The organism is Thalassorhabdus alkalitolerans (assembly GCF_042656525.1).
Classification (GTDB): domain Bacteria; phylum Bacillota; class Bacilli; order Bacillales; family Marinococcaceae; genus Thalassorhabdus; species Thalassorhabdus alkalitolerans.
In genome coordinates this window covers 115,928-139,081 of sequence record NZ_JBHSOZ010000010.1, presented here as the reverse complement: position 1 = coordinate 139,081, position 23,154 = coordinate 115,928, and the positions used below count along the sequence as shown (strand labels likewise).

The following is a 23,154-nucleotide window of genomic DNA, read 5'->3' as shown; positions in this document are numbered from 1 at the left end:
TCAAATAATGGTTTGGCTCTCTAAACCTTTCTTCCACATGGACAGCTGTTTTACAGGCTGTTCAATAAATCTGTGTTTGTACACTAAATGATAGTAATAGAGTAGGCCTTCTTTTTCCTTTTCTGTAAAATCATAAACTAATCCACTGAAATAATGATCCCAAAACTCTTTTCGTCCGCCATGCTTATGAATAATTTCTTGAATCATGGTCTGGAAATTGGTCTGAATGGACAGCTGTTTACTTCTTTGGAGGTCCTTATAGAGTTCTTCAAGCAGTTGATTTTCTTTTCTTGCAATATCTTTTCTTACAGCAATCACTGCAAATGTCATAGGAAGTCCTGTATTTTCATACCAGAGTCCCCCGATATCATAAACATACAGCCCTGAAGACTTTTCCCAGCTCTTAAAAATGGCATCATCACCAATAAGAAGACATGCGTCATGGTCTCTGAGCATCTCAGCTCCATTTGGCTCCATCAAATTGTACGTAATATTTTCATGTTTGTAAAACTCTTTAAGGATCACTTTTAATAAATGGACTGATGTGGCGCTGCTGTTCGTTAACGCAATGTCACTGTGTGAAAGCTCAGTTATAGGCTTTTTGGAAAATAAGAAAATAGAACCGACATTTCCCTTAGCAGAAACAGAAAGATCGGGAAGGAGGTCATAGAGCTCAGGATTCTGTCCGTAGGCAAAGGAAGAAATCCCCCCTACATGAACGCTTCCTTCCTTCATAGATTTATTCAGTTGCGCCGGAATCTGGGGAACAAAGGAGCACCCTTTTTCCTCTAACTCCTCACGCTTTAAAAAATAATAAAGGGGCAATATGTTTGTATAAGAAATTTCCCCGATTGCAAGCTTCACTGCTGTTCCCCCCATCGTGTAAATAAGGTATGTTCTACTCCTAAATTATCAAGTACTTTCCCTACTACAAAGTTAACAAGATCATCAAGTGATGCAGGAAGGTGATAAAAGCCTGGCATTGCCGGAATAATATGGGCTCCTGCTTTTGAGAGAGCAGTCATGTTTTCTAAATGTATTTGATGCAAAGGTGTTTCTCTTGGCACAATCGTCAATCGTCTTCCTTCTTTTAACATAACATCTGCCGTTCTTTCTAAAAGATTCCCTGAGTTTCCATTAGCAATTTTGGATAACGTTCCCATGGAACAAGGAATAATAATCATTCCGTCGTTTTTGTAGGAACCGCTGGCTATAGGAGCTGTAAAATCACGAAGACTGTGTGTGTGCAGGTGCTCCTGATTCCCTTCTCCAAATAATTGTTCAAGGCAGGCACTCCTATTTGATGTATCGAGCCTCAGCTCTTCTCGAAACACCTGCCAGCCGGCTTCTGATATAAGAAGGTGTACCTTACAATGGTTTTTAAGCAGCTCCTTTGTTAACCGCACACCATAAATAGCCCCGCTTGCACCTGTGATTGCTACTGTGTAAATCTTTTGAGGGGTGTTCATATTAATAAATCTCCTATCGTGAAAATAAGCATCACTATGCTTATCACTCCGTTCATCGTAAAAAAAGCCACATTTACTTTTGATAAATCGTCTGCTGATACCAGAGAATGTTCGTAAACCATAATGGCGCCTGCAATAAGAACCCCCACTAAAAATACCCAGCCTAATGTTGAAGCGGCAAACAGCCATAATAGAAGGGAAAAGCTGAGTATGTGAAAGGCCTTTGCAAACATTAATGCTTTTCGGATGCCAAACCTGCTGGGAATCGAATGAAGACCTGCTCCCCGGTCATAGTCAGCATCCTGCGTCGCATAGATAACATCAAAGCCTGCTGTCCAGAAAGCAACAGCAAAAAACAACAGATAGGCTTCAAGCTGCAAGGTTCCTGTCGCACCAACCCAGCCGCCCAGCGGGGCTATTCCAATCGTAAGACCGAGAAATACATGGCACAGCCAGGTAAAACGTTTCGTGTACGAATAAAAAACAAGAAAGAAAACAGCCAATGGCAGTAAATAAACAGCCAGCATATTTAACTGAAAGGCAGAAACGAACAAAAGAGCAAAGGAAAAGAGAATAAAGGCTAGGGTCTCCACCTTTGATATCAACCCTGCTGGTATGGCCCGCCCTGCTGTCCGGGGATTGTCCTTATCAATTTTGGCATCAATGACTCTATTTAGACTCATGGCAGCGCTTCTTGCCCCTACCATTGCAAGGGTGATCCAAAGCCACTCCCACCATGTCGGCCATGTCCCTTCTACAACAAAGCTTCCAAGTACTGCTCCTAAAAAAGCAAAAGGTAAAGCAAAAATAGTGTGTTCAAATTTTATCATTTCAAGTATTATCTTTAATTTTCGCATAACAGTAATTTACCCCAATTCATCCTCTAGGACAGCTGATCCTTTCTTAACAGCAAAATGCGTCGCAGCCACTCCTCCGGAGTACGATTGAACGTCTACGCGGTCAAAACCTGCACGGAAAAACATTCCTGTAAGTTTATTTTTATCTGGAAAGTTCATTGTAGACTCCTGCAGCCAGGAATATTCATCATAGCTTTTGGCAAGGACTTTGCCAAATGCCGGCATTACATACTTAAAGTATAGGTTGTATACCTGTTTAAATCCCGCCTTTTCCGGCTGGGAGGTTTCCAGACAGGCCGCTTGTCCACCTGGTTTCAGGACCCTATGCATTTCCTGTAGTACTGTATCATAGTCCGGCACGTTCCTAAGGCCAAAACCAATGGTAACAAAGTCAAAGGAATCATCTTCAAATGGAAGGTTCATAGCATTTCCCTGCATCAGAGTGATATTGCCATACTTTGAAGCATCTACTTTCTGTTGACCTACCTGAAGCATATTCGCACTGAAGTCCAATCCAGTGACTTCCCCCGACTCGCCTGCTTCTTTTGCTAACGCCAAGGTCCAGTCTCCTGTCCCGCAGCATATATCAAGAGCTTTTGCTCCTTCGAAAACTTTCATTTTTTTCATGGTATCCTTGCGCCAGGCTTTATGGCGCTGAAAACTGATTACAGAATTCATCATATCGTATTTATCATGTATTGACTCAAATACTTGATGCACTCTTTCTTCTTTTGTTTTTGCCATCTTTACCCTTCTTCCACTGCATTATCCTGATTATAGCTGCCTTTTGAAATTACTTCCTGAATCCGGTTCCCCATTGGAGCTGGAAGCGGATGACTGGAAAGAAAAGACTTAAGCTCACCTTGAAATTGCTCTTTCTTCTCAGCTGCCCAGCGTTTTGTTTCGATACTTGGCCAGTTCTTCGGCTGGCTTTCCGCTCCCCCGGTAACATAACGGTTAATGGCGCTCGCCACAGCAGACAACACAACAGAAGAGTCTTTGTTTACTTCTTCAGAAATACGTTTATAAACAAAGAAGACTTCAGCCACGGTACCTATCCATTCCTTCCCATAAAACTCAGCCATATTTCTGATTAACCCGGTTTCGGCTCCTGTTATTCCTTCCACCAGCGCCTCTTCACTTAGGACCTCTGATTGATGGAGAGTCATTTTGTGTTCATTCATTTGTTGTATGGAGGCCGTAAACACATTTAACACGGAAAAATGTTTTCCTTTGGTAAGAGTATGGTAATAAAGACTGCTGAAGAAATCTCCTGCCAGCACAGTTAATTGCCTGGACTTTTTCTTTTGATCACAATCTAAATTCTGTAATGAAATGGATTCATGCACTTCAAACGCCGCCTCCACTAAAAGGGCAGCGAGAATTTGGTCTTCTTGTTTTTTCTGTGGTAAATGATCGGTTATCGTATAAAAGAAAAGGATCTTATCTTCGTCTACGGTCGGATCCTTTACATATCGGGCCAAATATGAGTGATCAATAAGCTCGTAAAAGCTTTCTTTGATCTCAGCTATCTTAGATGCCAGAATATGTTGACTGTTCATTTGTGACGTCCCCCATACTCTATTCTGTTCATAAATGACTGTCTTACGTTTCGACAGAAATTCTATGTAATGTGACAATAAAAGCAGTCATGTCTTTATATTATAGCATAAAAAAGAAAAACCCTTAAACAACTTGTTTTTCCATAAGTATTCTAAGCAAACCCTTTCAAAAGAGCAAAAAGAGTGCTTTCACAGCAGATGCGGTGAAAGCACATAAGTTAAGATTCTGTATCCATCTCGCCGTGGCTCGTTTGGATTACTGCTTTGCCACGAATTTTGACAGCTGAAGTATGTTCAGTAAATTGGGCGATCATTACTTCGCCTTTGTCCAGTTTTTCAGAATGATGAAAACGCGTATCCGTTCCCCGTGTCAGGCCAATCACGTTCACACCGTCTTCTTTTGCTTTTATGACAAAAAAGTCATCCTTCCCATCCATAGCACTGGTTCCTCCTCTTCACGTTTCCGTACTCAGCGGTTTATTAAAGAAAGGACTTCTGCTCGCGAAGCTTCATCTTTTTCAAAAACTCCTCTTACAGCAGAAGTGATCGTCATAGATCCTGGCTTCTTTACACCTCTCATCGTCATACACATGTGCTCTGCTTCCACTACGACTATCACTCCATGAGGTTCCAGCATCTCGACAATGCTGTTTGCAACGGTTGATGTTATCCGCTCTTGAAGCTGAGGTCGTTTTGTAACTGTTTCTACGGTTCTTGCCAGTTTGCTTAACCCGGTCACTTTCCCGCCTTTTGGTATGTACCCGACATGAGCTTTCCCGTAAAAAGGAACTAAATGATGCTCACACATAGAATAAAAAGGGATATCCTTCACAAGAACAAGTTCCTCATGGTCTTCTCCAAAGACAGTGCGCAAGTGCTCTGATGGATCTTCGGATATCCCGGAAAAGATTTCCTGATACATTTTTGCTACACGCTTAGGAGTATCTATTACGCCTTCTCTGTCCGGATCGTCTCCTATGCCTTCCAAAATCATCCGAACGGCTTGTTCAATTTTCTCTTGATCAAAGGTGCTCACTCGTTAGCCCTCCATAAAATAATGTATTATCTTGAAAAAGTTTAGCACAGGGACCTCTTAAAAGCAAAGAAAGTCAGCTACCTGCTTCTTGTAATGCAAAAGCAAAAAAACCTCCTGAAGGAGGCTTTCCACTTTTTTCTGCCGCTGCATTTCTCAGCTATAAAATGATCGCAATGAGCCCGCCGGACCCTTCATTGATAATCCTTTCTAACGTTTCTTTAAGTTTGTACCTTGCATTTTCCGGCATCAATGAAAGCTTTGCCTGGATTCCTTCTCTTACAATGGAATTAAGGGAACGTCCAAATATATCGGAATTCCAGATAGATAAAGGATTTTCCTCAAAGTCTTGCATCAGATAACGGACAAGTTCTTCGCTCTGCTTTTCTGTTCCAATAATCGGGGCAAATTCCGACTCGACATCAACTTTAATCATGTGTATGGAAGGAGCCACTGCTTTCAGCCTTACGCCAAATCTTGCACCCTGCCTGATAATCTCCGGCTCATCAAGACTCATATCAGTCAACGCTGGCGCTGCTATTCCGTATCCAGTCTGCTTTACCATCTTTAAAGCGTCAGCTACCTGATCATATTCACTTTTTGCATAAGCAAAGTCCTGCATAAGCTGAAGAAGGTGATCTTTTCCTCTAATCTCTACTCCTACAACTTCTTTTAATATTTGATCATATAAATCATCGGGTGCGTACAAATCAATTTCAGCTACCCCCTGCCCCATTTCAATGCCTGCAAGACTAGCATTTTCAATAAACTCAAATTCAGTGGCAAATTGGTCTACTACCCTGTCTACATCCCGAAGCCTTTTAATATCTTTTACTGTGTTTCTTACAGATTCCTCATATTCATTTCTGAGCCAATGATCTTCTCTTAGCACCATTACCCAGCTCGGAAGGTTTACATTTACTTCATGCACCGGAAATTCAAACAATACTTCACGGAGAACATTATGAATGTCATGCTCACTCATACTTTCAATGCTTAAAGCCAGGACAGGTATATCATGCTCCTCGGCTAACTGTCTCCGCAGATCTTCTGTTTCAGGATGCTGGGGCCTGACGGTGTTGACAATCATGATAAACGGTTTTCCAACTTCCTTTAGTTCTTCTATGACCCTTGTTTCAGATTCCAGATAGTCGGCTCGAGGGATTTCACCAATTGTGCCATCTGAAGTCACCACAACGCCAAGGGTTGAATGCTCTTGAATTACTTTTCTCGTCCCTATTTCTGCGGCTTCTTGAAAGGGAATCGGTTCCTCATACCAAGGAGTATTTATCATGCGAGGACCATTTTCATCCTCATAGCCCTTCGCACCAGGGACAGCATACCCAACACAATCCACAAGACGGATATTAACCTTAAGTCCTTCATCAACTTCCAGGGAAACAGCTTGATTAGGCACAAACTTCGGTTCTGTGGTCATAATTGTTTTGCCGGCCGCACTTTGCGGAAGCTCATCCTGCGCCCTTGCCTTATCGGCCTCACTTTCCATATTTGGAAGTACCACTAACTCCATAAATTTCTTGATGAATGTGGACTTCCCAGTCCGAACTGCCCCAACCACCCCTAGGTAAATGTCTCCGCCGGTTCGTTCGGCGATATCTTTAAAGATATCAACTTTTTCCACGAGATCCCCTCCCGTTCAAGATAATAGTTCCTTTTTAACGAAATTATTATGGCAGACGTTACATTCTATGATGTTGTCCACACGATATGACTGAAAATATGAAAGTGAAGATAAGGAAAGCTGTCTTACTTGGCTCCTGCCGGAAGAGGAGAAAATGTCTGCCAACGGTTTGCCTGTCTCCTCTTGGTAAGTAGAACCTGCTCCCGGCACACCCGTTGTTGCACAAAAAAACCTCTTTCAACCCATTATATAAGGGAGAAAGAGGTTTAGAACTGTTATATCTCTTCTGTCATGAAAACTGGTTCGTCATCTTCTATCGTATAAGGGACAGAGAATGCCGGAACAACAGGAAATTCTTCAGCCAAAAGCTGCCTGATGTCTTCTCCTTCCTCATAACTGTGGTCAAATTCACGTAGAGCCATATTCAAATCAATTGAATAATCTATATAGATCTGGCCGCTTCTATCCATTAAAAGAGGGAGATAAGTGTCGAAATAAGGACTTTGCACTCTTGCATCTCTATGGTAATTTAACCGGTCCAAATCGATCGTGAACAACCCTGGAGCGACTGTCTCATCTACTGGCGCAAAACCGTTCTTATTAATATACTGATTGACAAAACGCTGGAATTCCTGGATTTCACGCATAAGTGAAAGCTGAAGCACTTTCACTTCTGGATCTTCCTCGACATTCATCAGTACGTATTGAAAAGTACCTCCATTTTCAAAAGAATTACCTGGAGGTTCTTGAATATAACGAGGCATTAATCTTCTAAAGTCTATCACATATCTTTGATATTCTTGTATGTTTCCATCTCGTGTCTGAATAGGCAGCACACCGTGGTCCTGCTGATATTGATCTACTGCAGTCTGGACAGACTGGATTTGGTTGTCGTAAGGCACTTGGTTTTCAGCACGCTTTTCCTGTGGATACATGCAGCCGTTCAAAATCAAAGATACTAAAATCAAAATACTTATAAGCTTTCCTTTTCTCATGGTGCTACACCTCTTTACGTCAATTGCACTATACTCCCAGATCTAGAGAGGCCTGACTTACAGCAAAGTAGCCGCTTCAGCCAGTGGGCCGCGAAAAACAACAAGAAATACAATCAATCCAGCAATCATTAAACAAACAAAGGAAAAAGATAATACGATAAATCGAAAAATACCTGATAGCTTTTCTCTTGCTAATAATGCAAAAGCTACGGATACAAACATTAAAAATAATCCTACAAAAGAAAACCACATATTATCTAAAGCGCTCATAGCTCACCCTCCTTTTTCACCGTACATATTATAACACAGGCTTGTCTGCACGCCAGGATTTTCATGACAATTTTATGTATTTCTATTCGTCTTCAAAAAAAGAACTGGAGAACGGGGCCTCTCCAGCTCTTTGCGACTAAATTCTTTCTATAAGCAGTCTGCTCCATAGTTTCCGATTCATTTTAGTATATGCTTAGCATTTATTTGTTCCTTCACACCGGCCCATTTTTTTAAAATATATATTTTCCAGAAAGGGTTATTTTCTAAATAGCTGACTTATAGAGGCAAAGTCCATAGGGATGTTATTGTTTACAATAGCTTTAACAAGTTCATCTTCCTTTTGTTTGGAGACCTTTACTCCTGCCAAACGAGCAACATCATGAATCAGCCTTCGAACCGTTGATTCATCTTGAAAGTTAGCCCCTTCCACTGACTGGGCCAACTTAAATAAATCTTCCTGTTTAACATTTGTTTTTCGTTCTATATTATCAAAAAAGCCATCCTTACCACTCACATTTATGCCTCCCTTTCGTTTCTTGCTCAAGGTATCTTATGCAAAAGGGAGGAAACTGTGCTAGATGTCTTCGCTTCTCGGAGGAGAAGTTTTTTCTGAATAACCATCTTGAAAATCCGGTCCCAGAAGAAAAGAAAGGTTTTCGACTTCATGTTTTTTCACACGGCCCATCAGCCTTTCAACGGCTTCTTCAGGAAGGCGGTCATTAAATAAAACGTCATATAGTGCTTCTGTAATTGGCATCTCTACACTTTCTCTCTCAGCAAGCTGATAAGCAGCTTGAGTCGTTCGCACTCCTTCGACAACCATTCCCATTTCTTTAAGTACCTGGTTTAGATCCATTCCTTTTCCAAGCATATTACCAGCCCGCCAGTTTCGGCTGTGGGTGCTTGTACAGGTAACAATTAAGTCACCGAGCCCTGACAGTCCGGCGAAAGTCATCGGATTTGCTCCCAGTTTAATACCAAGCCGTGCAATTTCAGCCAGGCCTCGTGTCATTAAAGCTGCCTTGGCATTATCCCCATATTCCAGGCCGTCAGTTAAACCGACACCTAATGCAATAATGTTTTTCAAGGCTCCCCCCAACTCTACCCCGATCAGGTCAAGGTTCGTATAGACACGAAAATGCTTGTTCATAAAGAGGTCCTGAGCCTGTTTAGCGCTTTGTGCGTCCAAAGATGAAACCGTAACGCTTGTAGGCTGCCTCTCACATACTTCTTCCGCATGACTCGGTCCTGACAACACGACGGTAGAGGCGATCAGGTTATCCTCTACTTCATCTTCAATCATTTCGGAAATTCTTTTTAAAGTGTCTGGCTCAATTCCTTTACTTGCATGGATAAGCACAGGTTCGGAATTAAGATAGGGCTTCATATGCTGAAGAGTTTCCCTGATTGCTTTTGTCGGGACGACAAGCAGTACAAAGGATACCCCAGATACTGCTTCCTTCAAATCATGATACCCTTTAATATTTTCAGGAAGCACCCGTCCGGGAAGATACCTCGTATTGGTATGTTCCTTATTCATTTCCTCTACCTGCTCTTTGCGCCGGGCCCAAAGCCTGACGTCATGTCCATTATCAGCAAGGACCATAGCAAGGGCTGTTCCCCAGCTCCCTGCTCCAATCACTGCTACTTTTTCTTTCACATCCCTCACTCCTTTCCCTCACACCTCTATACCCTATATGTATCGTTACTATTTTGTTTTTGCGCCAATTTTACTTTCGGTGCCCTTTGCAAGCCGTTCTAAATTAGTACGATGACGCCAAATAGAAAGAAGACCAACAACTATTGTGAAATAAAAATAAGGCATAGGATGATCATAATGCTCCAGCGTCAAAAAGACAGCAAGGGGAGTCAGGGCAGTAAAAATAAGAGAACCCAGTGAAACGTAACGTGTAATAATAATAGACAATATAGCGATCACACCGACATATACAGCAGGAAAGAAAACAAGGCTGGCTACAACCCCTATAGTGGTGGCTACTCCTTTTCCTCCTTTAAAGCCGTAATAAATCGGCCAATTATGACCAAGGATAGCAGCCAGGCCTGCAAGGGCAGGAGCCACTCCCTCCATCTCTCCAATCACGGTGAAAGCTGGCAGCACCTCGGCAGCCTCCAGGTAACGAGCAATAACTACAGCAGCAACCCCTTTAAAAATATCCAACGCCAGCACCAGGACCGCAGGGCCTGTACCAAGTACCCTAAGTGTATTGGTAGCACCGGCATTCCCGCTTCCATGCTGGCGGATATCAATCTTTTTAATTCTTTTTGCTATGACGTAGCTAAAGCTGATGGAGCCGATAAGGTATGCCAAAAGGACTGATACAATCGTTTCCATACTATTTTCCTCCCCCTAGGAACACTTTATCTTCAGTTATTCATTCTTTTTCCTCGCAATAATTCGCAACGGCGTTCCTTCAAAGTGAAATGCCTCTCTCAGCCGGTTTTCTAAAAACCTCTTATACGAAAAATGCAGAAGTTCAGGATCATTCACAAAAAGAACAAACGTAGGAGGCGCTACCGTTACTTGTGTGACATAATTGATTCTTAGCCTTTTTCCATGATCTGTTGGTGTTGGGTTCATTGCCACAGCATCCATAATCACATCATTTAATACGTGAGTTGGAATTCGCTGGTTATGATTGTCCGCTACATTGTTAACTAAAGGAAGCAAGTGCTGAAGGCGCTGCTTCGTCTTTGCTGACAAAAAGAGGATTGGGGCATAGGAAAGAAATAAGAATTGCTCTCGTATATTTTCAGTAAACAAAGCCATTGTTTTGTCATCTTTTTCTACGGCGTCCCATTTATTTACGACCATAATGACTGCCCGCCCTGCTTCGTGGGCATAGCCTGCAATTTTTTTGTCTTGTTCAATGATCCCCTGTTCCCCATCGATCACTATTAAAACCACATCAGAACGTTCGATAGCTCTTAAAGCTCGGAGCACACTATACTTTTCTGTGCTTTCATATACTTTTCCTCGTTTTCTCATTCCTGCTGTATCAATGAGTACATATTTTTGGTCGTCTTTTTCAAACGGTGTATCGACGGCATCTCTTGTTGTACCAGCAATATTGCTGACAATAACACGCTCTTCTCCCAATACGGCGTTTACAAGAGAGGATTTACCTACGTTGGGACGTCCAATGACAGACACTCTGATTGTATCTTCCTCATACTCGTCTTCTTCTTCCTCAGGAAATTGATTAACCACCTCATCGAGCAGGTCACCAAGACCTAGGCCATGTGAGCCTGAAATAGCTATAGGCTCTCCGATGCCAAGAGAATAAAATTCATAAATTTTATCCATCATGTCAGGATTATCAATCTTATTTACACCGATAATGACAGGTTTTTTCGTACGGAAAAGGAGATTGGCTACTTCTTCATCAGCTCCTGTAACTCCTTCTCTGCCATTTACCATAAAAACGATAACATCAGCTTCATCGATTGCGATTTGAGCCTGCTCTCTCATTTGAGTTAACAACGGCTCGTCCCCAATCTCAATACCGCCTGTATCAATTAAATTAAATTCCTTATTAAGCCATTCAGCTTTACTGTAGATACGATCCCTTGTTACTCCAGGAACGTCTTCTACGATGGCAATTCTTTCACCTACTACACGATTAAAAATAGTCGACTTCCCAACATTAGGGCGTCCTACAATGGCTACTACCGGCTTGGCCATGTTTTCCCAACCTTTCTTTCCACTTCTTATTCCATATTCTTGTTGCTGTTTATCCGCTTTCAGAAGAGCTTTGTGTCAGCTTCTCAGTTTCTTCCATGCAACATCTGCATACACTATACCTGTATTCTCCACAGAAGAAAACCCTTCTTTTCTCTGGAAGAAGGGAACATCAGCTTTCTTATTCTATCAGAGTGATATTCTCTTCGACAAGTTCTTTGAAGGAAAAGACTGCCTCTTGGACACCTGGTAGAGTCCTTCTTCTAAGCAGCCCCATAAATAAATAATAAAAACAGCCGCTGCCCATTTATCAAAAAAAATAGGAGGCGCAATAAACATTCCTTCCGTTAAAGAAGATAAGACCATAGATGCTACCACCTCTCCCGGAAAAAATATAAGAAAGGTTGCGGCAACCCTTTCCTTTTGCCTTTGGAGCAGTAGTATAATAGAAAATGCCATAATACCGGCGGGTACAAATGTCAGATGCCAAAGGAAAAAAACAGGATCATACCATTCGATAAATCGAAGGGCTGCGTATAAAAAAAGTAAGGCCAAACTGTTTCCAGCCACCCTGAAAAGTGAAAAACCTTTACACCTGCCGGCATAAAGAAAGCCTGCTGTAAACAACAAAATAAATGCTAGATTTATATTTATGTCCCCCCATTGAACATGAAACGAAGAAGCTATAATACCAAGGAGGGTAACAGAAGACCACCATAATCGTTCATTTGTTTCTTTATGAAAAAAAGTAAGACATATCCAAAAGAACCAGCCTATCAAATAAAACCAGAGTCCAACCATTCTAAACTCCTTTTTATTGCCCAGTATAGACAGAAAGCTACGATCCTAACCTCGCTTATATACAAGAGACCTGGACAAAAACCAGTAAAAAAGAAGAGGTATTCTCAAAAATGAAGATTTTGAGGGCGCCTCTTCTCTTACTTTTAACAATCAGGAAAGCAAGAACCTCTTAGTGAGAAAGGTTTTTCCCCTTCTCTACCTGCGGCTGTAGATTTCCGTAGCAATGCCTCTTTCACTTAGCCAGTGAGCGGTTTCCCCACTGATCACAAGAGGAGCTTTTTGCAGGCTGTCAATGTCAGGAGTTCCTAACGCAGTCATAACCGCTTGTAATTGACTCTTTGCAGTCTCGATATATGATATGACCCCATCGGTACCTGATTCTTTCAGTACTTTCAGCATACTGCCGGCAAGGCCTGCTGCTGAAGCTCCGAGTGCGATGACTTTGGCAATATCTGCTCCATCCTTTATGCCCCCTGAACCAATAATGCTCACTTTTTCTTTGCACTGAGCAATCTCTGCAATAGATGCTGCCGTTGAAATCCCCCAGCTGTCAAAGAAATCCAGTGGGATCTCTCTTCGTTTGTTTTCAATGGTCGAAAAATTAGTTCCTCCCTGGCCGCCTGCATCTATAATGGAAACCCCTGCATCCGCAAGTTCTTTGGCCGCTTCCTTTGCTATCCCAAATCCCACTTCTTTAACAATTACAGGTACTCCTATCCTTTCAGAAATAGAAGAAATACGAGCTACGGTTCCTTTAAAATCTCTGTCCCCTTCTGGCATTACGAGCTCCTGAATCACATTTAAGTGGATCTGCAGGGCATCTGCTTCCAGCATATCTACGGCAGCCTTTGCCTGATCTACCGTCGCCTCGCTTCCAAGATTAGCGAAAATACAGCCATTTGGGTTTTCCTTTCTTACAACCGTATATGTATTCTCCACCGCCTTGTCTTTTAAAGCTGCCATTTGTGATCCTACTGCCATAGCTGCATTTGTAGCAGCGGCAGCTTGTGCCAGCTTGCGGTTTATCGTTTCCGTTTCCTTTCCTCCGCCCCCAGTCATGGCGTTAATAATAATCGGCGAACTTAATGTAAGTTCGCCGATTGCTGTAGAAATATCTACTTCCATAAGGGAGGTTTCGGGTAAACTATTATGAACGAAACGGACGTCATGTAAACCGTTACCACCGGAAAAACCAGTGGATAAGGCGTGCGTGATGTGGTCTGCTTTACGTTTCGCTCTTGTCACCTTCTCTATGCCTCCTTATTTTTTATATTTTTTTAACTGATCCCCAATCATATCTCCAAGAGAAAAACCGGAATGATCTTCTTCAGGAGCTTCATATTCCTGCTGAACCTTTTTCTCTGGAGTGGCTTTCTCCTCAAGCTCTCGTATGCTTAAAGAAATCCGCTGTTCTGACGGGTTAATATCAAGGACTTTTGCTTTTACTGACTGGCCTTCTTCAAGGACTTCACCAGGTGTTCCAATATGGCGGTTGGCAATCTGGGAAATGTGAACAAGACCTTCCACGCCAGGTGCTACTTCTACAAATGCACCGAAGGAAACAAGGCGTTTAACCTGGCCTTCAATTACATCTCCAGGCTCAATTTGGCCTTCAATCGTTGTCCAAGGCCCAGGAAGAGTTTCTTTGATGGAAAGAGAAACTCGTTCGCTTTCCGCATCAACGGCAAGGACTTTTACGTTAATTTTGTCCCCTTCTTTCACAATCTCTCCCGGGGATTCCACCCGGTGGTGGGCCATTTGTGAAATGTGAACTAGACCGTCAACTCCGCCAATGTCCACAAAAGCACCAAAGTCTGTCAGACGTTGAACCGTTCCTTCTACAGTGTCGCCAATTTTCAGGTCTTCTAACACCTGCTGTTTTTTACTGGCTGCTTCATCATCTAACACAGCACGCTGTGATAGGATAAGCTTGTTTTCACTCGGATCGATTTCAACTACCTTGAGGCGAAGTGTTTTCCCTTTGTAATCAGAGAAATCTTCAACAAAATGACGTTCAACCAAAGAAGCTGGAATGAAGCCACGGACTCCTAAATCTACCACTAATCCGCCCTTTACTACTTCGGCAACCTCAGCTTCAATAATCTCACCTGACTCAAATTTCCCCTGCAATTCGTCCCACGCCTTGTCGGCTTGCGCCCCGCGACGTGATAAGACAAGCTCATCATCCTCCATTTTGGTAACTTTCAGCTCTACTTCGTCACCTTCATTAAGGATGTCACTTACTTTTTCTACATGCAGGCTGGAAAGTTCACTGATTGGCACAATTCCATCTACTTTATAACCTACATCTACGAAAGCCTGCTTTTCCTCTACTTTCGTTACTTTTCCTGTTACAGTACTGCCTACTGAAAATTCAGCCATACCGTTTCCTTCATTGTTCATTTCTTCAACCATTGACAAAAGCCTCCTTCACTGCCCTTTAGGGAATAGAACTAAATTAAAATATATAAACTCTTTTACTAGCAGTAAAAGAATTTACTTATCCTTATTTATTTGGATGTTCCTTCATTGTGTTCATCCAATAGACTCTGAATCCTGGCCATTATCCTTTCAGTGGCCTGTTCAGCACTTCCTTTGTTCTCTCGTAAGTCTTGGATGTCAAGTGGCTCTCCGAAAACAACTTTCACACGGCGAAACGGCTTATAAGGTCCAATAATTACAGCCGGGATAACTGCAGCTTCACTGCGGAGAGCAAAAAAACCTGCACCAGCCAGCCCCTTACCTAATTCACCAGTCTTGCTTCTAGTTCCTTCTGGAAACAAGCAAAGGACACGGTTTTCTTTTAAATATTTAATGCCCAATTTAAGAGCCTGCCTGTCCCCCGCCCCCCGTTTTACGGGAAATACGCCGATTTTATCAAGGGTGGGGCCAAGGACTTTCACATCAAAAAGCTCACTCTTGGCCATAAAATTGATCTGGCGCTTAATAGATGTTCCTATTAAAGGGGGATCGAAGTTGCTGATGTGGTTTGAACAAATAACCACAGGACCCTCTTTTGGTATATTACTTTTCCCGATTACTTTAGGTCTGTAAACCACGGAAAAGAATATTGTAAAAAGTGATTTTCCAATTCGATAAAGAATCATGTAGCACGAACCCTTTCTTCGACGAGCCGGCAAATCTGCTGAACTACTTTCTCAATAGACAATTGCGTCGTGTCAATTTCTTCTGCATCCTCTGCTTTGGTAAGGGGAGAGATCAGACGCGTAGAATCCAGCTGGTCCCGTCTTCTGATTTCTTCAATCACTGCATCAAGCTTGGAATCCATTCCTTTTTGAATTTCTTCCTCGTATCTGCGCTTGGCTCTTTCCTCGACAGAAGCAGTTAAAAAAACTTTAACCTCTGCGTCCGGAAGCACGGCGGTGCCAATATCTCTCCCGTCAAGGACTGCCCCCTTTCTGGAAGCCAGCTCCCTCTGGGCCTCCACCATTTGCTCTCTCACCTTCTCGTGAGCTGCAACAATGGATACATTGCGGGTCACCTCATTTTGACGAATAGCAGCAGAGACCTCCTCGTCATCCACAAAAACTTCTGTACCCTTCTCATCAGGAACGAGCCGAATTTTGGTGCTTTCAAGCAGTTGACCCAGCTGCTCACCGTTGTTCAAATCCGCCTTTTCCTGTAAGGCTTTCCATGTTATCGCTCTATACATGGCGCCTGTGTCAATATAGAGATAGGAAAGAGCTGAGGCAACCTTTTTGGCTACCGTGCTTTTTCCTGCTCCTGCCGGGCCATCAATGGCAATGTTGATCAGTTTCATGATTCACCCCGTATAGTTGCTATGTAGAAAATGTAATTTAGTCATTATCATTGTTATGACCCTTTGTGTACATTTATATTTACACGTTATCATAACACAAAGGCCTATACAAATCTAACGTATCGCTTTTCCCACTTTCCCGCGTTGAGCGATTTGCTGTTCAAAACAAAAACGTACGATCTTCTCTCGGTCTTTACCCTCAATTTCAATAAACTGCAGGGCAGCCTGTTCTTTTACTTCGGCTTCTTTTTTATAGACATTTACGACTTTCGCTTTTGTACGTATCAATTCTGTTTCCTCTGTATTCCTGTGAAGGACTACGTACATCTGCCATATGCTTCCTATGTCTACTTTTCTGTTCCATGGAAGCACAGCAGCAGCTCCCCCGCCGCTAATATTAGTTGTGAAAGTTATGATGGGAGAAGCTTTCTCATCCACAGAATGAAGAGCCAGGTTCACACAGGCATCGACTCTCACATAGTTCCGTCTTTGAATTCGTTTCATCCCTTTTTCTCCAGGATCCTGTAACAATAGTACTGGAATCTTATCCTTATTTCTTGCCTGTATTTCTGTCACGAAAGAGTACACGGCAGAATCAGCGCCAATGATCCATGCGTGAAATACAGTGCCTTCAACAAAAAAGGCACTTTTTTGAGTCTCCTCATTTATCGGGAGATCAATAATCAATACCCCTTCCCTCTTCCCCACTAGACGGCACCGAAAACGGCTTATTTCACCGCTGCTTATTTCTTTACGCTCCAGAAATATTCTGTCTCCTATTTCTATCATGCCCAGTCTCCTCTTTCCATTTTGAATGAATATATTCTGAATTGTTTCTCAACATTTCTTCTTTGTCTTTTATTATGGCATGATTAATAAAAAAGAAGAAGCCTGAATACAGGCTCCTTCAGTGGCTATTATTTAGTAATCTGTGTTATAAACCGGCTCGGCTTCTACCATTTTATCTATCTGCTCTTCTTCACCGGTCTTGGCGTTAATAAAGATTCGGAATGTGTCTTGTCCGAGGGTGCCATAGAACTCATAACAAAGAACTTCTTCTTCCTCTTCGTTTTCAATAACGGCCGCATGTGCTTCTCTTACCTCAAGGTTAGGATTTAATGCTTCTTCAGCTTCCTCTTCATCCAGTTCAGGGGAGAGGTCTTGCCTTTCTTTATGATTAGCAAAGTAGTCGACTCCCTCATATCCAATCACGTCACCAGTGTCTAAAGCGACATCAACTGTAACGATATCAGGATATAAGCGGACATTGTCCTGAACTGGCGCAAATTGAAATACCCCAACTGATTCATACTGACTGCTGTCAATGAGCTGCATGCTGTCAAAATGATTCCTTTCAAGGAAGTGTTCTGCTCTTTCTGAGGCTGCGTTTAAGCTGATTTGGGGCTCTCCTACATTCCTTGATTCAAGTAAGAATAAAGGGAGACCGCCTTTTTTTGTCATTTCCATATATACAGATGATTCACGTTCAGGATCCTCAATGACCAGCTCATACCCTTCATAAAAAGACCCTTCCCCTAATTCCTGGACGACAATGTTGTCCTCGTTTGGTACATCAAGAAATTCTTTCGCCCTCGCCACTGCTTTTTCTTCATCTATTTCTTCCTTGTCATCAATTCTTTCTGATAATCTCTTTTCAAAGTCTCCTCCAAACCCATTTTCAGGCCCCCAATTTGTTTCCGAGAAGCCTTCTACTTTCTCATCAATCAATGTAAAGCCGTTTACGATAGAATTATTCATGGGCTCCTGTTGTGCGAGAAGTTCACTTTCTGCGTCTGTCCAATGCCATCCTTCTCGTAAAGCTGAAGCTTGTATCTGTCTTAAGTCATGTTTGATCTCTTTTGCTTGTTCATAGTAGTTCTGTAATTCTTCATATTCCTCATCTGATAAAGGATCATCGTCCAAATTTCTAATTGAGGTTTCATAGCTGAAATCGCCTATATTATAAAGGAATTCTTCTGTTTTGCTTACAGGAATCATCCCAAGAGGAAGCTGGCCCATTTCGCTTTGAGCCAGTGATGTAACTCTCCAGACTTCTGCTAATGATCCCGACAAATGTTTTCTGGAATTCATCGCAAGCGTCGAACCGATTTCGTCTTCCAGCTGATCTATGTGATAGGCTAAATCATGGAAGGCACGCTGATAGTTGTTTTCTGTCTGCATGAGGACCTGGCTTTTTTCCTGGTTTTCATTAAAGCCCCAAAACCCTAATCCGATGACGCCAATTGCGAGAGCCCCTATAATAATATTTCGTATCACGTTTCTTCACCTCCATTAATGACAGAAAATATGTTTCCCTATTTTTTTAATTTGCGGTCTCGTCCAGATCCATCCTGAAGTTGCTGTATCTGGATTAAAGTAATATTCTGCTCCGCTTGATGGATCCTGGCCGTTAATTGCATCCAGTACAGCACGTCTCGCTGTATCATCAGGCTCTAGCCAGATCTGACCGTCAGCTACCGCTGTAAAAGCTCGCGGTTCAAAAATCACTCCGGAGGCTGTGTTTGGAAACGTCGGGCTGTGGATTCTATTAATAATTACTGCAGCCACGGCAACCTGGCCAACATACGGCTCTCCTCTTGCTTCCCCGTATACAGCGTTTGACATAATCTGAATATCATTTTCAGAATAGCCATCCGGTACATTCATGGCCTTTTGAATGTTTGCTTCATTTGTCTGTTCCTCAGGCTCTTCTTCTTCAGGGGCAGGCACTGCCGGTTCTTCCGGTGCTGCTTCAGGCTCTGCTTCTGGTGCAGGTTCTGGTGCAGGTTCCTCTGCTGGAGCCTCTTCCTGTGGAGCTGGTGCTGGCTCCTCTGCTGGAGCTTCCGGTGCTGCTCCTGGATCCCTTCTTGCTACCTCCGGCTGGTCTTGCGCTCCTTTTGGCCCTTTTTGTTTATGTTTTGGCGTCTGACCATAGTGTGTAAATTGTCTTCCTTCCCTAAGAGCTCTTTGCACAAATTCTTCATCATAATTCGTAGAGCGTTCAAGCATGGTTTTCATTTCTTCCCCTACTAAACCATCCACTTCCATTCCAAACTCTTCTTGATACTTTTTCACAGACCAGTAAGTCCCCCACCCAAATACACCATCGATGGTTTCATCGTAAAAACCAATGTACTGCAGGCGTGATTGAAGTTCCACTACATCGTCTCCAGTGGCCCCCCGTTGTATCACCTGGTCTGTAAACGCTTCTGCAGCTTGATGCGGAAATAATCCGCACAGGATGGCAGTGCAAAGAGATGCAATGATCCCTTTTTTTAAACAAGAGAGCATGTTTGTCCTCATAAATGATCCTCCTTACTTTTTTCATGACTGCCAATGTTTCCATCATTACCTAACGCTAGTTTTTGTTGGACGTTTGTTTTTATTCATACATTTTCCTTTCAATTATTGAATCAAGAAAAAATGGTAGAAAAAGCAAGCACTTTCCCACGCTTTTCCCCCCAAAAAAAAGCTGCTCACATTGCCTATTGCAATGTGAGCAGCTTCCCTCTACGGCGAATGCCCAAATGATCCAGATATAATAAACATATTATGAAATTTAGAGGACGTTAAAGTACCTTCCTTCCGGATGAGCAAAAACCATCGCGGACACGGAGGCTTCTGGTTCCATCATAAATTCATCTGTCAGCTGGACTCCGATTTTTTCAGGATTCAAGAGTTTAAAGAGCTTCTTCTGGTCTTCCAGATTAGGGCAGGCAGGATATCCAAAGGATACCCGGATACCCTGGTACTTAGCAGAAAAACGTTCCTCCATTGTTAAGTCAGGTGAATCCGGAATCCCCCATTGGTCTCTCATCATCTGGTGGACTCTTTCCGCAAACCCTTCCGCTGTTTCCAGCGCTGCAGCCTGAACCAGATGACTGAACAAATAATCGCCATTTTCCTTTGCTTCATTTGCCATCTGCCGGACTCCCTCTCCTGCAGTAACAGTGAGCAGCCCGATATAATCCATTTCTCCGCTTTCAGTCGAACGGATAAAATCAGCAAGACAAAGATAAGGGGCCCGCTGCTGTCTTGGAAAGGAAAATCTTTCAATTACTTTTTTCTTGTCCGGACTGTCATAAATGAGGATGTCATTACCTTCAGACTGAGCCGGGAAAAAGCGGTAGATCCCGTGTGCCTGCAGGAGCTTTTCAGACTTGGCTCTTTGCAGGAATTCATCTACCTTTTCTTTTAGCTCTACTGCTCTTTCGTCGCCTTCACTTAAAAGACGGCTTACTTTCCCTTGGAGGCCGAGGTGCCTTCCTAACAGCATCTGCATATTAATGTATGGCTCTAAATGGGAAAGTTTATAATCCCTTAATACATGCTCTTTAAGATCCGGCGGTGTTAACACTGGAACATCCTGAGAGACTTCTGAGCGCGCAGGGATTTCTTCTGCCGCCGCCTGCTTTGGCTTCTCTGCGGCTTTTGATTGTTTACTCTGCTGCTTTTCCCTGATTTCCTGCTCTAACGCCTCCCGCTTTTCTGGATATGCAAGCCGGTTTGCCAGCTCAAGACCATTCATGGCATCTTTTGAATAGAGAACAAGCCCATCATACTCTGCGGCAATTTTCTCATCGGTAAACTTCCGGGTTAATGCCGCCCCGCCAACTAACACTGGGAGGGAGATTTCCTGATTCTTTAAATCCTGTGCTGTCAGAACCATTTGCTGGGCAGACTTAACCAGAAGACCGCTTAATCCGATAGCATCAGGCTTTTCTCTGCGTACTGCTTCGATCAATTCATTTGAGGTAACCTTGATTCCAAGGTTCACAATTTTAAAGCCATTATTAGAGAGGATAATGTCTACAAGGTTTTTCCCAATGTCATGGACATCTCCTTTAACGGTAGCAAGGAGAATTTTCCCTTTCCCGCTGTCATCCTCTTTGACTTCCATATACGGTTCTAAATGTGCTACAGCAGCCTTCATCACTTCCGCACTCTGGAGTACTTCGGCCACAATTAACTCGTTATCATTAAAAAGCTTTCCTACTCTATCCATACCGATCATTAACGGTCCGTTAATGATATCCAAGGGGTCTTCATAAGAGTCAAGAGCGAGATCTAAGTCAGGGTATAACCCTTCTTTTGTTCCCTCTACAATATATTCTCCGAGACGTTCTTCAAGGGTAAGGTTTTTTTCTACTTTCTTTTTCTCAGACTTCTTGCCTCTGTAATGGGCGGTAAACTCTGCTAGAGTCTCGTCTGAAGTTTCAAAAAGAAGTTTTCTTGCAAGTTCTTTTTCATTGTCTGGAATACTTGCATACCTTTCCACTTTTTCCGTGTTTACTATGGCGTAATCAAGGCCTGCGTTTGTGCAATAGTACATAAACGCTGAGTTTAACACTTCACGGCCAACCGGAGGAAGACCAAAGGATACGTTACTAATTCCCAGTATGGTTAAACATTCTGGCAGGGCTTCTTTGATCAAGCGTATCCCTTCAATTGTGGCTTCAGCTGAACCAATGTACTGTTCATCCCCTGTCCCAACGGGAAAGACCAATGGATCGAAGATAATATCTTTTGGATTGATTCCGTACTGGTTAACAAGGATGTCATATGAGCGTTTGGCAACTTCAAGCTTTCGTTCAGCTGAAACGGCCATTCCCGTTTCATCAATCGTACCAACAACCACAGCTGCCCCAAATCTTTTAACGATCGGAATAATCTGTTTAAACCGCTCTTCCCCGTCCTCGAGATTAATTGAATTGATTACTGCTTTCCCCTGAGAATAAGTTAACGATTTTTCAATCACTTGGAAGTCAGTGGAATCAATCATTAAAGGGACCTTCACTTTATTGACGACATGCTGTAAAAAGTTCTCCATGTCTTCGGCTTCGTCCCGGTCAGGGTCAGCGAGGCAAACATCTATAATATGGGCCCCTTTTTTCACCTGTGCTCTTGCAACTTCAGATGCTTCCTCAAACTTCCCTTCTCCGATTAACCGTTTAAACTTACGAGACCCGATGACGTTTGTCCGTTCCCCGACAAATAACGGACGCATATCTTCTTCATAAATTAAAGGCTCAATGCCCGAAACGGCGTGAGGATGATCGATTTGTGCTTTCCTTGGCTCGTAGCGTTCCGCTACTTCTTTCATTACCTTAACGTGCTCCGGAGTCGTACCGCAGCATCCCCCTACTACATTCAGCCAGCCTTTCTCAGCAAAAGATTCCAGCTTTGTTGCCAGTGACTCGGGTGATTCATGGTAATGTCCTTCTTCATCAGGCAAACCGGCATTTGGGTAACAATGCACGTGGGTGGTTGCTAATTCTGAAAGAGAACGGAGATGATCTCTCATAAATTCAGGCCCAGTTGCACAATTTAGTCCTACAACTGCAGGTTTCATATGCTCTAAGGATATATAGAAAGACTCAATGGTCTGACCGGCAAGAGTTGTCCCCATTGGTTCTATCGTGCCTGAAATCATTAAAGGAAGCCTTGTTCCTAAAGCTGAAAAAGCCTGGTCAATTCCTAGATAGGCAGCCTTCACGTTTCTCATGTCCTGGCTTGTTTCAAGAAGCAGGATATCGACCCCGCCTTTAATAAGGCCCCTAGCCTGCTCTTCATAGGAGGCGATAAGCTCCTCAAAAGTAGTTCCTCCAGTCACCGACAATGATTTTGTTGTCGGTCCCATCGCGCCTGCCACATAGCGGGGAGCATTTTCTGTTGAAAATTCATCTGCCACTTTCCTGGCAATTTGTGCGGAAGCAATGTTAATTTCTTCCGCACGATCCTCAAGATCATAATCTGCAAGGACAATATCCGTGGCCCCAAATGTATTGGTTTCTATAATGTCAGCACCCGCTTCAAGGTATTCCCGATGAATTCGCTCAACGACTTCAGGAGCTGTAAGGTTCAAAAATTCATTACAGCCGTCATACTCTTCCCCGCCAAAGTCCTCAGGCGAGAGGTCTGCATTCTGAAGCATCGTTCCCATTGCTCCGTCTAATACCAATATCTCTTTTTGTAATCGTTCTTCAAATGATATTTTTTTCTCGGTCATTGGTGTGTCCACTCCTTTTACCACCCGGTACCCCT

General features: G+C 42.9%; 23 protein-coding genes. All 23 read right to left on the bottom strand.

The features are described 5' to 3' along the window. The gene (locus ACFPU1_RS15680; protein WP_385942824.1) at positions 1 to 864 is read right to left on the bottom strand and encodes a menaquinone biosynthetic enzyme MqnA/MqnD family protein; all 864 of its coding nucleotides are present in this window, start codon (positions 862 to 864) and stop codon (positions 1 to 3) included. After that, on the bottom strand, positions 861 to 1,469 hold the full coding sequence (locus ACFPU1_RS15675; protein ID WP_054635651.1) for a UbiX family flavin prenyltransferase: 609 nt from the start codon (positions 1,467 to 1,469) through the stop codon (positions 861 to 863). The genes ACFPU1_RS15680 and ACFPU1_RS15675 overlap by 4 nt, the downstream gene beginning before the upstream one ends. Then, positions 1,466 to 2,326, bottom strand: coding sequence for a UbiA-like polyprenyltransferase (locus ACFPU1_RS15670; protein WP_385942822.1), 861 nt, complete (start codon positions 2,324 to 2,326; stop codon positions 1,466 to 1,468). The genes ACFPU1_RS15675 and ACFPU1_RS15670 overlap by 4 nt, the downstream gene beginning before the upstream one ends. Positions 2,327 to 2,335: 9 nt before the next feature. Then, the gene (locus tag ACFPU1_RS15665) at positions 2,336 to 3,070 is read right to left on the bottom strand and encodes a demethylmenaquinone methyltransferase (RefSeq protein WP_054635650.1); all 735 of its coding nucleotides are present in this window, start codon (positions 3,068 to 3,070) and stop codon (positions 2,336 to 2,338) included. Positions 3,071 to 3,072: 2 nt separating this feature from the next. After that, positions 3,073 to 3,888: a heptaprenyl diphosphate synthase component 1 gene (locus tag ACFPU1_RS15660; RefSeq protein ID WP_385942820.1), complete on the bottom strand. Its 816-nt coding sequence runs from the start codon at positions 3,886 to 3,888 to the stop codon at positions 3,073 to 3,075. Positions 3,889 to 4,106: 218 nt separating this feature from the next. Further along, positions 4,107 to 4,325 carry a trp RNA-binding attenuation protein MtrB gene (gene mtrB, locus ACFPU1_RS15655; RefSeq protein ID WP_385942818.1) on the bottom strand — a complete coding sequence of 73 codons (219 nt, stop codon included), beginning with the start codon at positions 4,323 to 4,325 and terminating at the stop codon, positions 4,107 to 4,109. A 32-nt stretch (positions 4,326 to 4,357) separates the two neighbouring features. Further along, complete coding sequence (gene folE / locus ACFPU1_RS15650; protein ID WP_054635648.1) at positions 4,358 to 4,924, bottom strand: GTP cyclohydrolase I FolE; 567 nt, start codon at positions 4,922 to 4,924, stop codon at positions 4,358 to 4,360. A gap of 157 nt (positions 4,925 to 5,081) precedes the next feature. Beyond that, entirely contained in the window at positions 5,082 to 6,563 is a 1,482-nt protein-coding gene (spoIVA, locus tag ACFPU1_RS15645) for a stage IV sporulation protein A (RefSeq protein ID WP_385942815.1), read from the bottom strand. 275 nt (positions 6,564 to 6,838) lie between these two features. Then, positions 6,839 to 7,558, bottom strand: coding sequence for a hypothetical protein (locus ACFPU1_RS15640; protein WP_385942813.1), 720 nt, complete (start codon positions 7,556 to 7,558; stop codon positions 6,839 to 6,841). A gap of 57 nt (positions 7,559 to 7,615) precedes the next feature. Beyond that, on the bottom strand, positions 7,616 to 7,828 hold the full coding sequence (locus tag ACFPU1_RS15635; RefSeq protein WP_054635647.1) for a DUF2768 domain-containing protein: 213 nt from the start codon (positions 7,826 to 7,828) through the stop codon (positions 7,616 to 7,618). A gap of 256 nt (positions 7,829 to 8,084) precedes the next feature. After that, positions 8,085 to 8,342, bottom strand: a complete 258-nt coding sequence (locus ACFPU1_RS15630) for a stage VI sporulation protein F (protein ID WP_054635646.1) — start codon at positions 8,340 to 8,342, stop codon at positions 8,085 to 8,087. A 60-nt stretch (positions 8,343 to 8,402) separates the two neighbouring features. After that, entirely contained in the window at positions 8,403 to 9,488 is a 1,086-nt protein-coding gene (locus ACFPU1_RS15625; RefSeq protein ID WP_385942811.1) for an NAD(P)H-dependent glycerol-3-phosphate dehydrogenase, read from the bottom strand. 48 nt (positions 9,489 to 9,536) lie between these two features. Continuing rightward, on the bottom strand, positions 9,537 to 10,181 hold the full coding sequence (plsY, locus tag ACFPU1_RS15620) for a glycerol-3-phosphate 1-O-acyltransferase PlsY (RefSeq protein WP_385942809.1): 645 nt from the start codon (positions 10,179 to 10,181) through the stop codon (positions 9,537 to 9,539). A 36-nt stretch (positions 10,182 to 10,217) separates the two neighbouring features. After that, on the bottom strand, positions 10,218 to 11,531 hold the full coding sequence (gene der / locus ACFPU1_RS15615; RefSeq protein ID WP_100398533.1) for a ribosome biogenesis GTPase Der: 1,314 nt from the start codon (positions 11,529 to 11,531) through the stop codon (positions 10,218 to 10,220). 186 nt (positions 11,532 to 11,717) lie between these two features. Next, complete coding sequence (locus ACFPU1_RS15610) at positions 11,718 to 12,329, bottom strand: YphA family membrane protein (protein ID WP_385942807.1); 612 nt, start codon at positions 12,327 to 12,329, stop codon at positions 11,718 to 11,720. Positions 12,330 to 12,524: 195 nt separating this feature from the next. Beyond that, on the bottom strand, positions 12,525 to 13,574 hold the full coding sequence (gene fni, locus ACFPU1_RS15605) for a type 2 isopentenyl-diphosphate Delta-isomerase (protein WP_385942805.1): 1,050 nt from the start codon (positions 13,572 to 13,574) through the stop codon (positions 12,525 to 12,527). Between the two features lie 15 nt (positions 13,575 to 13,589). Further along, positions 13,590 to 14,744 carry a 30S ribosomal protein S1 gene (rpsA, locus tag ACFPU1_RS15600; protein ID WP_385942803.1) on the bottom strand — a complete coding sequence of 385 codons (1,155 nt, stop codon included), beginning with the start codon at positions 14,742 to 14,744 and terminating at the stop codon, positions 13,590 to 13,592. 95 nt (positions 14,745 to 14,839) lie between these two features. After that, positions 14,840 to 15,436: a lysophospholipid acyltransferase family protein gene (locus ACFPU1_RS15595; protein ID WP_385942801.1), complete on the bottom strand. Its 597-nt coding sequence runs from the start codon at positions 15,434 to 15,436 to the stop codon at positions 14,840 to 14,842. Beyond that, a complete protein-coding gene (gene cmk / locus ACFPU1_RS15590; protein WP_385943044.1) occupies positions 15,433 to 16,113 on the bottom strand; it encodes a (d)CMP kinase in 681 nt (226 codons plus the stop codon). The genes ACFPU1_RS15595 and cmk overlap by 4 nt, the downstream gene beginning before the upstream one ends. Before the next feature lie 111 nt (positions 16,114 to 16,224). Then, positions 16,225 to 16,899 carry a flagellar brake protein gene (locus tag ACFPU1_RS15585; protein WP_385942799.1) on the bottom strand — a complete coding sequence of 225 codons (675 nt, stop codon included), beginning with the start codon at positions 16,897 to 16,899 and terminating at the stop codon, positions 16,225 to 16,227. 132 nt (positions 16,900 to 17,031) lie between these two features. Beyond that, positions 17,032 to 18,387 carry a germination protein YpeB gene (gene ypeB, locus ACFPU1_RS15580; RefSeq protein WP_385942797.1) on the bottom strand — a complete coding sequence of 452 codons (1,356 nt, stop codon included), beginning with the start codon at positions 18,385 to 18,387 and terminating at the stop codon, positions 17,032 to 17,034. 15 nt (positions 18,388 to 18,402) lie between these two features. Continuing rightward, complete coding sequence (gene sleB, locus ACFPU1_RS15575; protein ID WP_385942795.1) at positions 18,403 to 19,413, bottom strand: spore cortex-lytic enzyme; 1,011 nt, start codon at positions 19,411 to 19,413, stop codon at positions 18,403 to 18,405. Positions 19,414 to 19,669: 256 nt separating this feature from the next. Next, positions 19,670 to 23,119 (bottom strand): methionine synthase, encoded by a 3,450-nt coding sequence (gene metH, locus ACFPU1_RS15570; RefSeq protein WP_385942793.1) that lies wholly within the window; start codon positions 23,117 to 23,119, stop codon positions 19,670 to 19,672. Positions 23,120 to 23,154: the final 35 nt, after the last annotated feature.

Coding starts and splice junctions, on each gene's coding strand:
- ACFPU1_RS15675 (WP_054635651.1), bottom strand. CDS start 1,469: ATGAACACCCCTCAAAAGATTTACACAGTAGCAATCACAGGTGCAAGC.
- ACFPU1_RS15670 (WP_385942822.1), bottom strand. CDS start 2,326: ATGCGAAAATTAAAGATAATACTTGAAATGATAAAATTTGAACACACT.
- ACFPU1_RS15665 (WP_054635650.1), bottom strand. CDS start 3,070: ATGGCAAAAACAAAAGAAGAAAGAGTGCATCAAGTATTTGAGTCAATA.
- ACFPU1_RS15660 (WP_385942820.1), bottom strand. CDS start 3,888: ATGAACAGTCAACATATTCTGGCATCTAAGATAGCTGAGATCAAAGAA.
- mtrB (WP_385942818.1), bottom strand. CDS start 4,325: ATGGATGGGAAGGATGACTTTTTTGTCATAAAAGCAAAAGAAGACGGT.
- ACFPU1_RS15640 (WP_385942813.1), bottom strand. CDS start 7,558: ATGAGAAAAGGAAAGCTTATAAGTATTTTGATTTTAGTATCTTTGATT.
- ACFPU1_RS15635 (WP_054635647.1), bottom strand. CDS start 7,828: ATGAGCGCTTTAGATAATATGTGGTTTTCTTTTGTAGGATTATTTTTA.
- plsY (WP_385942809.1), bottom strand. CDS start 10,181: ATGGAAACGATTGTATCAGTCCTTTTGGCATACCTTATCGGCTCCATC.
- der (WP_100398533.1), bottom strand. CDS start 11,531: ATGGCCAAGCCGGTAGTAGCCATTGTAGGACGCCCTAATGTTGGGAAG.
- ACFPU1_RS15610 (WP_385942807.1), bottom strand. CDS start 12,329: ATGGTTGGACTCTGGTTTTATTTGATAGGCTGGTTCTTTTGGATATGT.
- rpsA (WP_385942803.1), bottom strand. CDS start 14,744: ATGGTTGAAGAAATGAACAATGAAGGAAACGGTATGGCTGAATTTTCA.
- ACFPU1_RS15595 (WP_385942801.1), bottom strand. CDS start 15,436: ATGATTCTTTATCGAATTGGAAAATCACTTTTTACAATATTCTTTTCC.
- ACFPU1_RS15585 (WP_385942799.1), bottom strand. CDS start 16,899: ATGATAGAAATAGGAGACAGAATATTTCTGGAGCGTAAAGAAATAAGC.
- sleB (WP_385942795.1), bottom strand. CDS start 19,413: ATGAGGACAAACATGCTCTCTTGTTTAAAAAAAGGGATCATTGCATCT.
- metH (WP_385942793.1), bottom strand. CDS start 23,119: ATGACCGAGAAAAAAATATCATTTGAAGAACGATTACAAAAAGAGATA.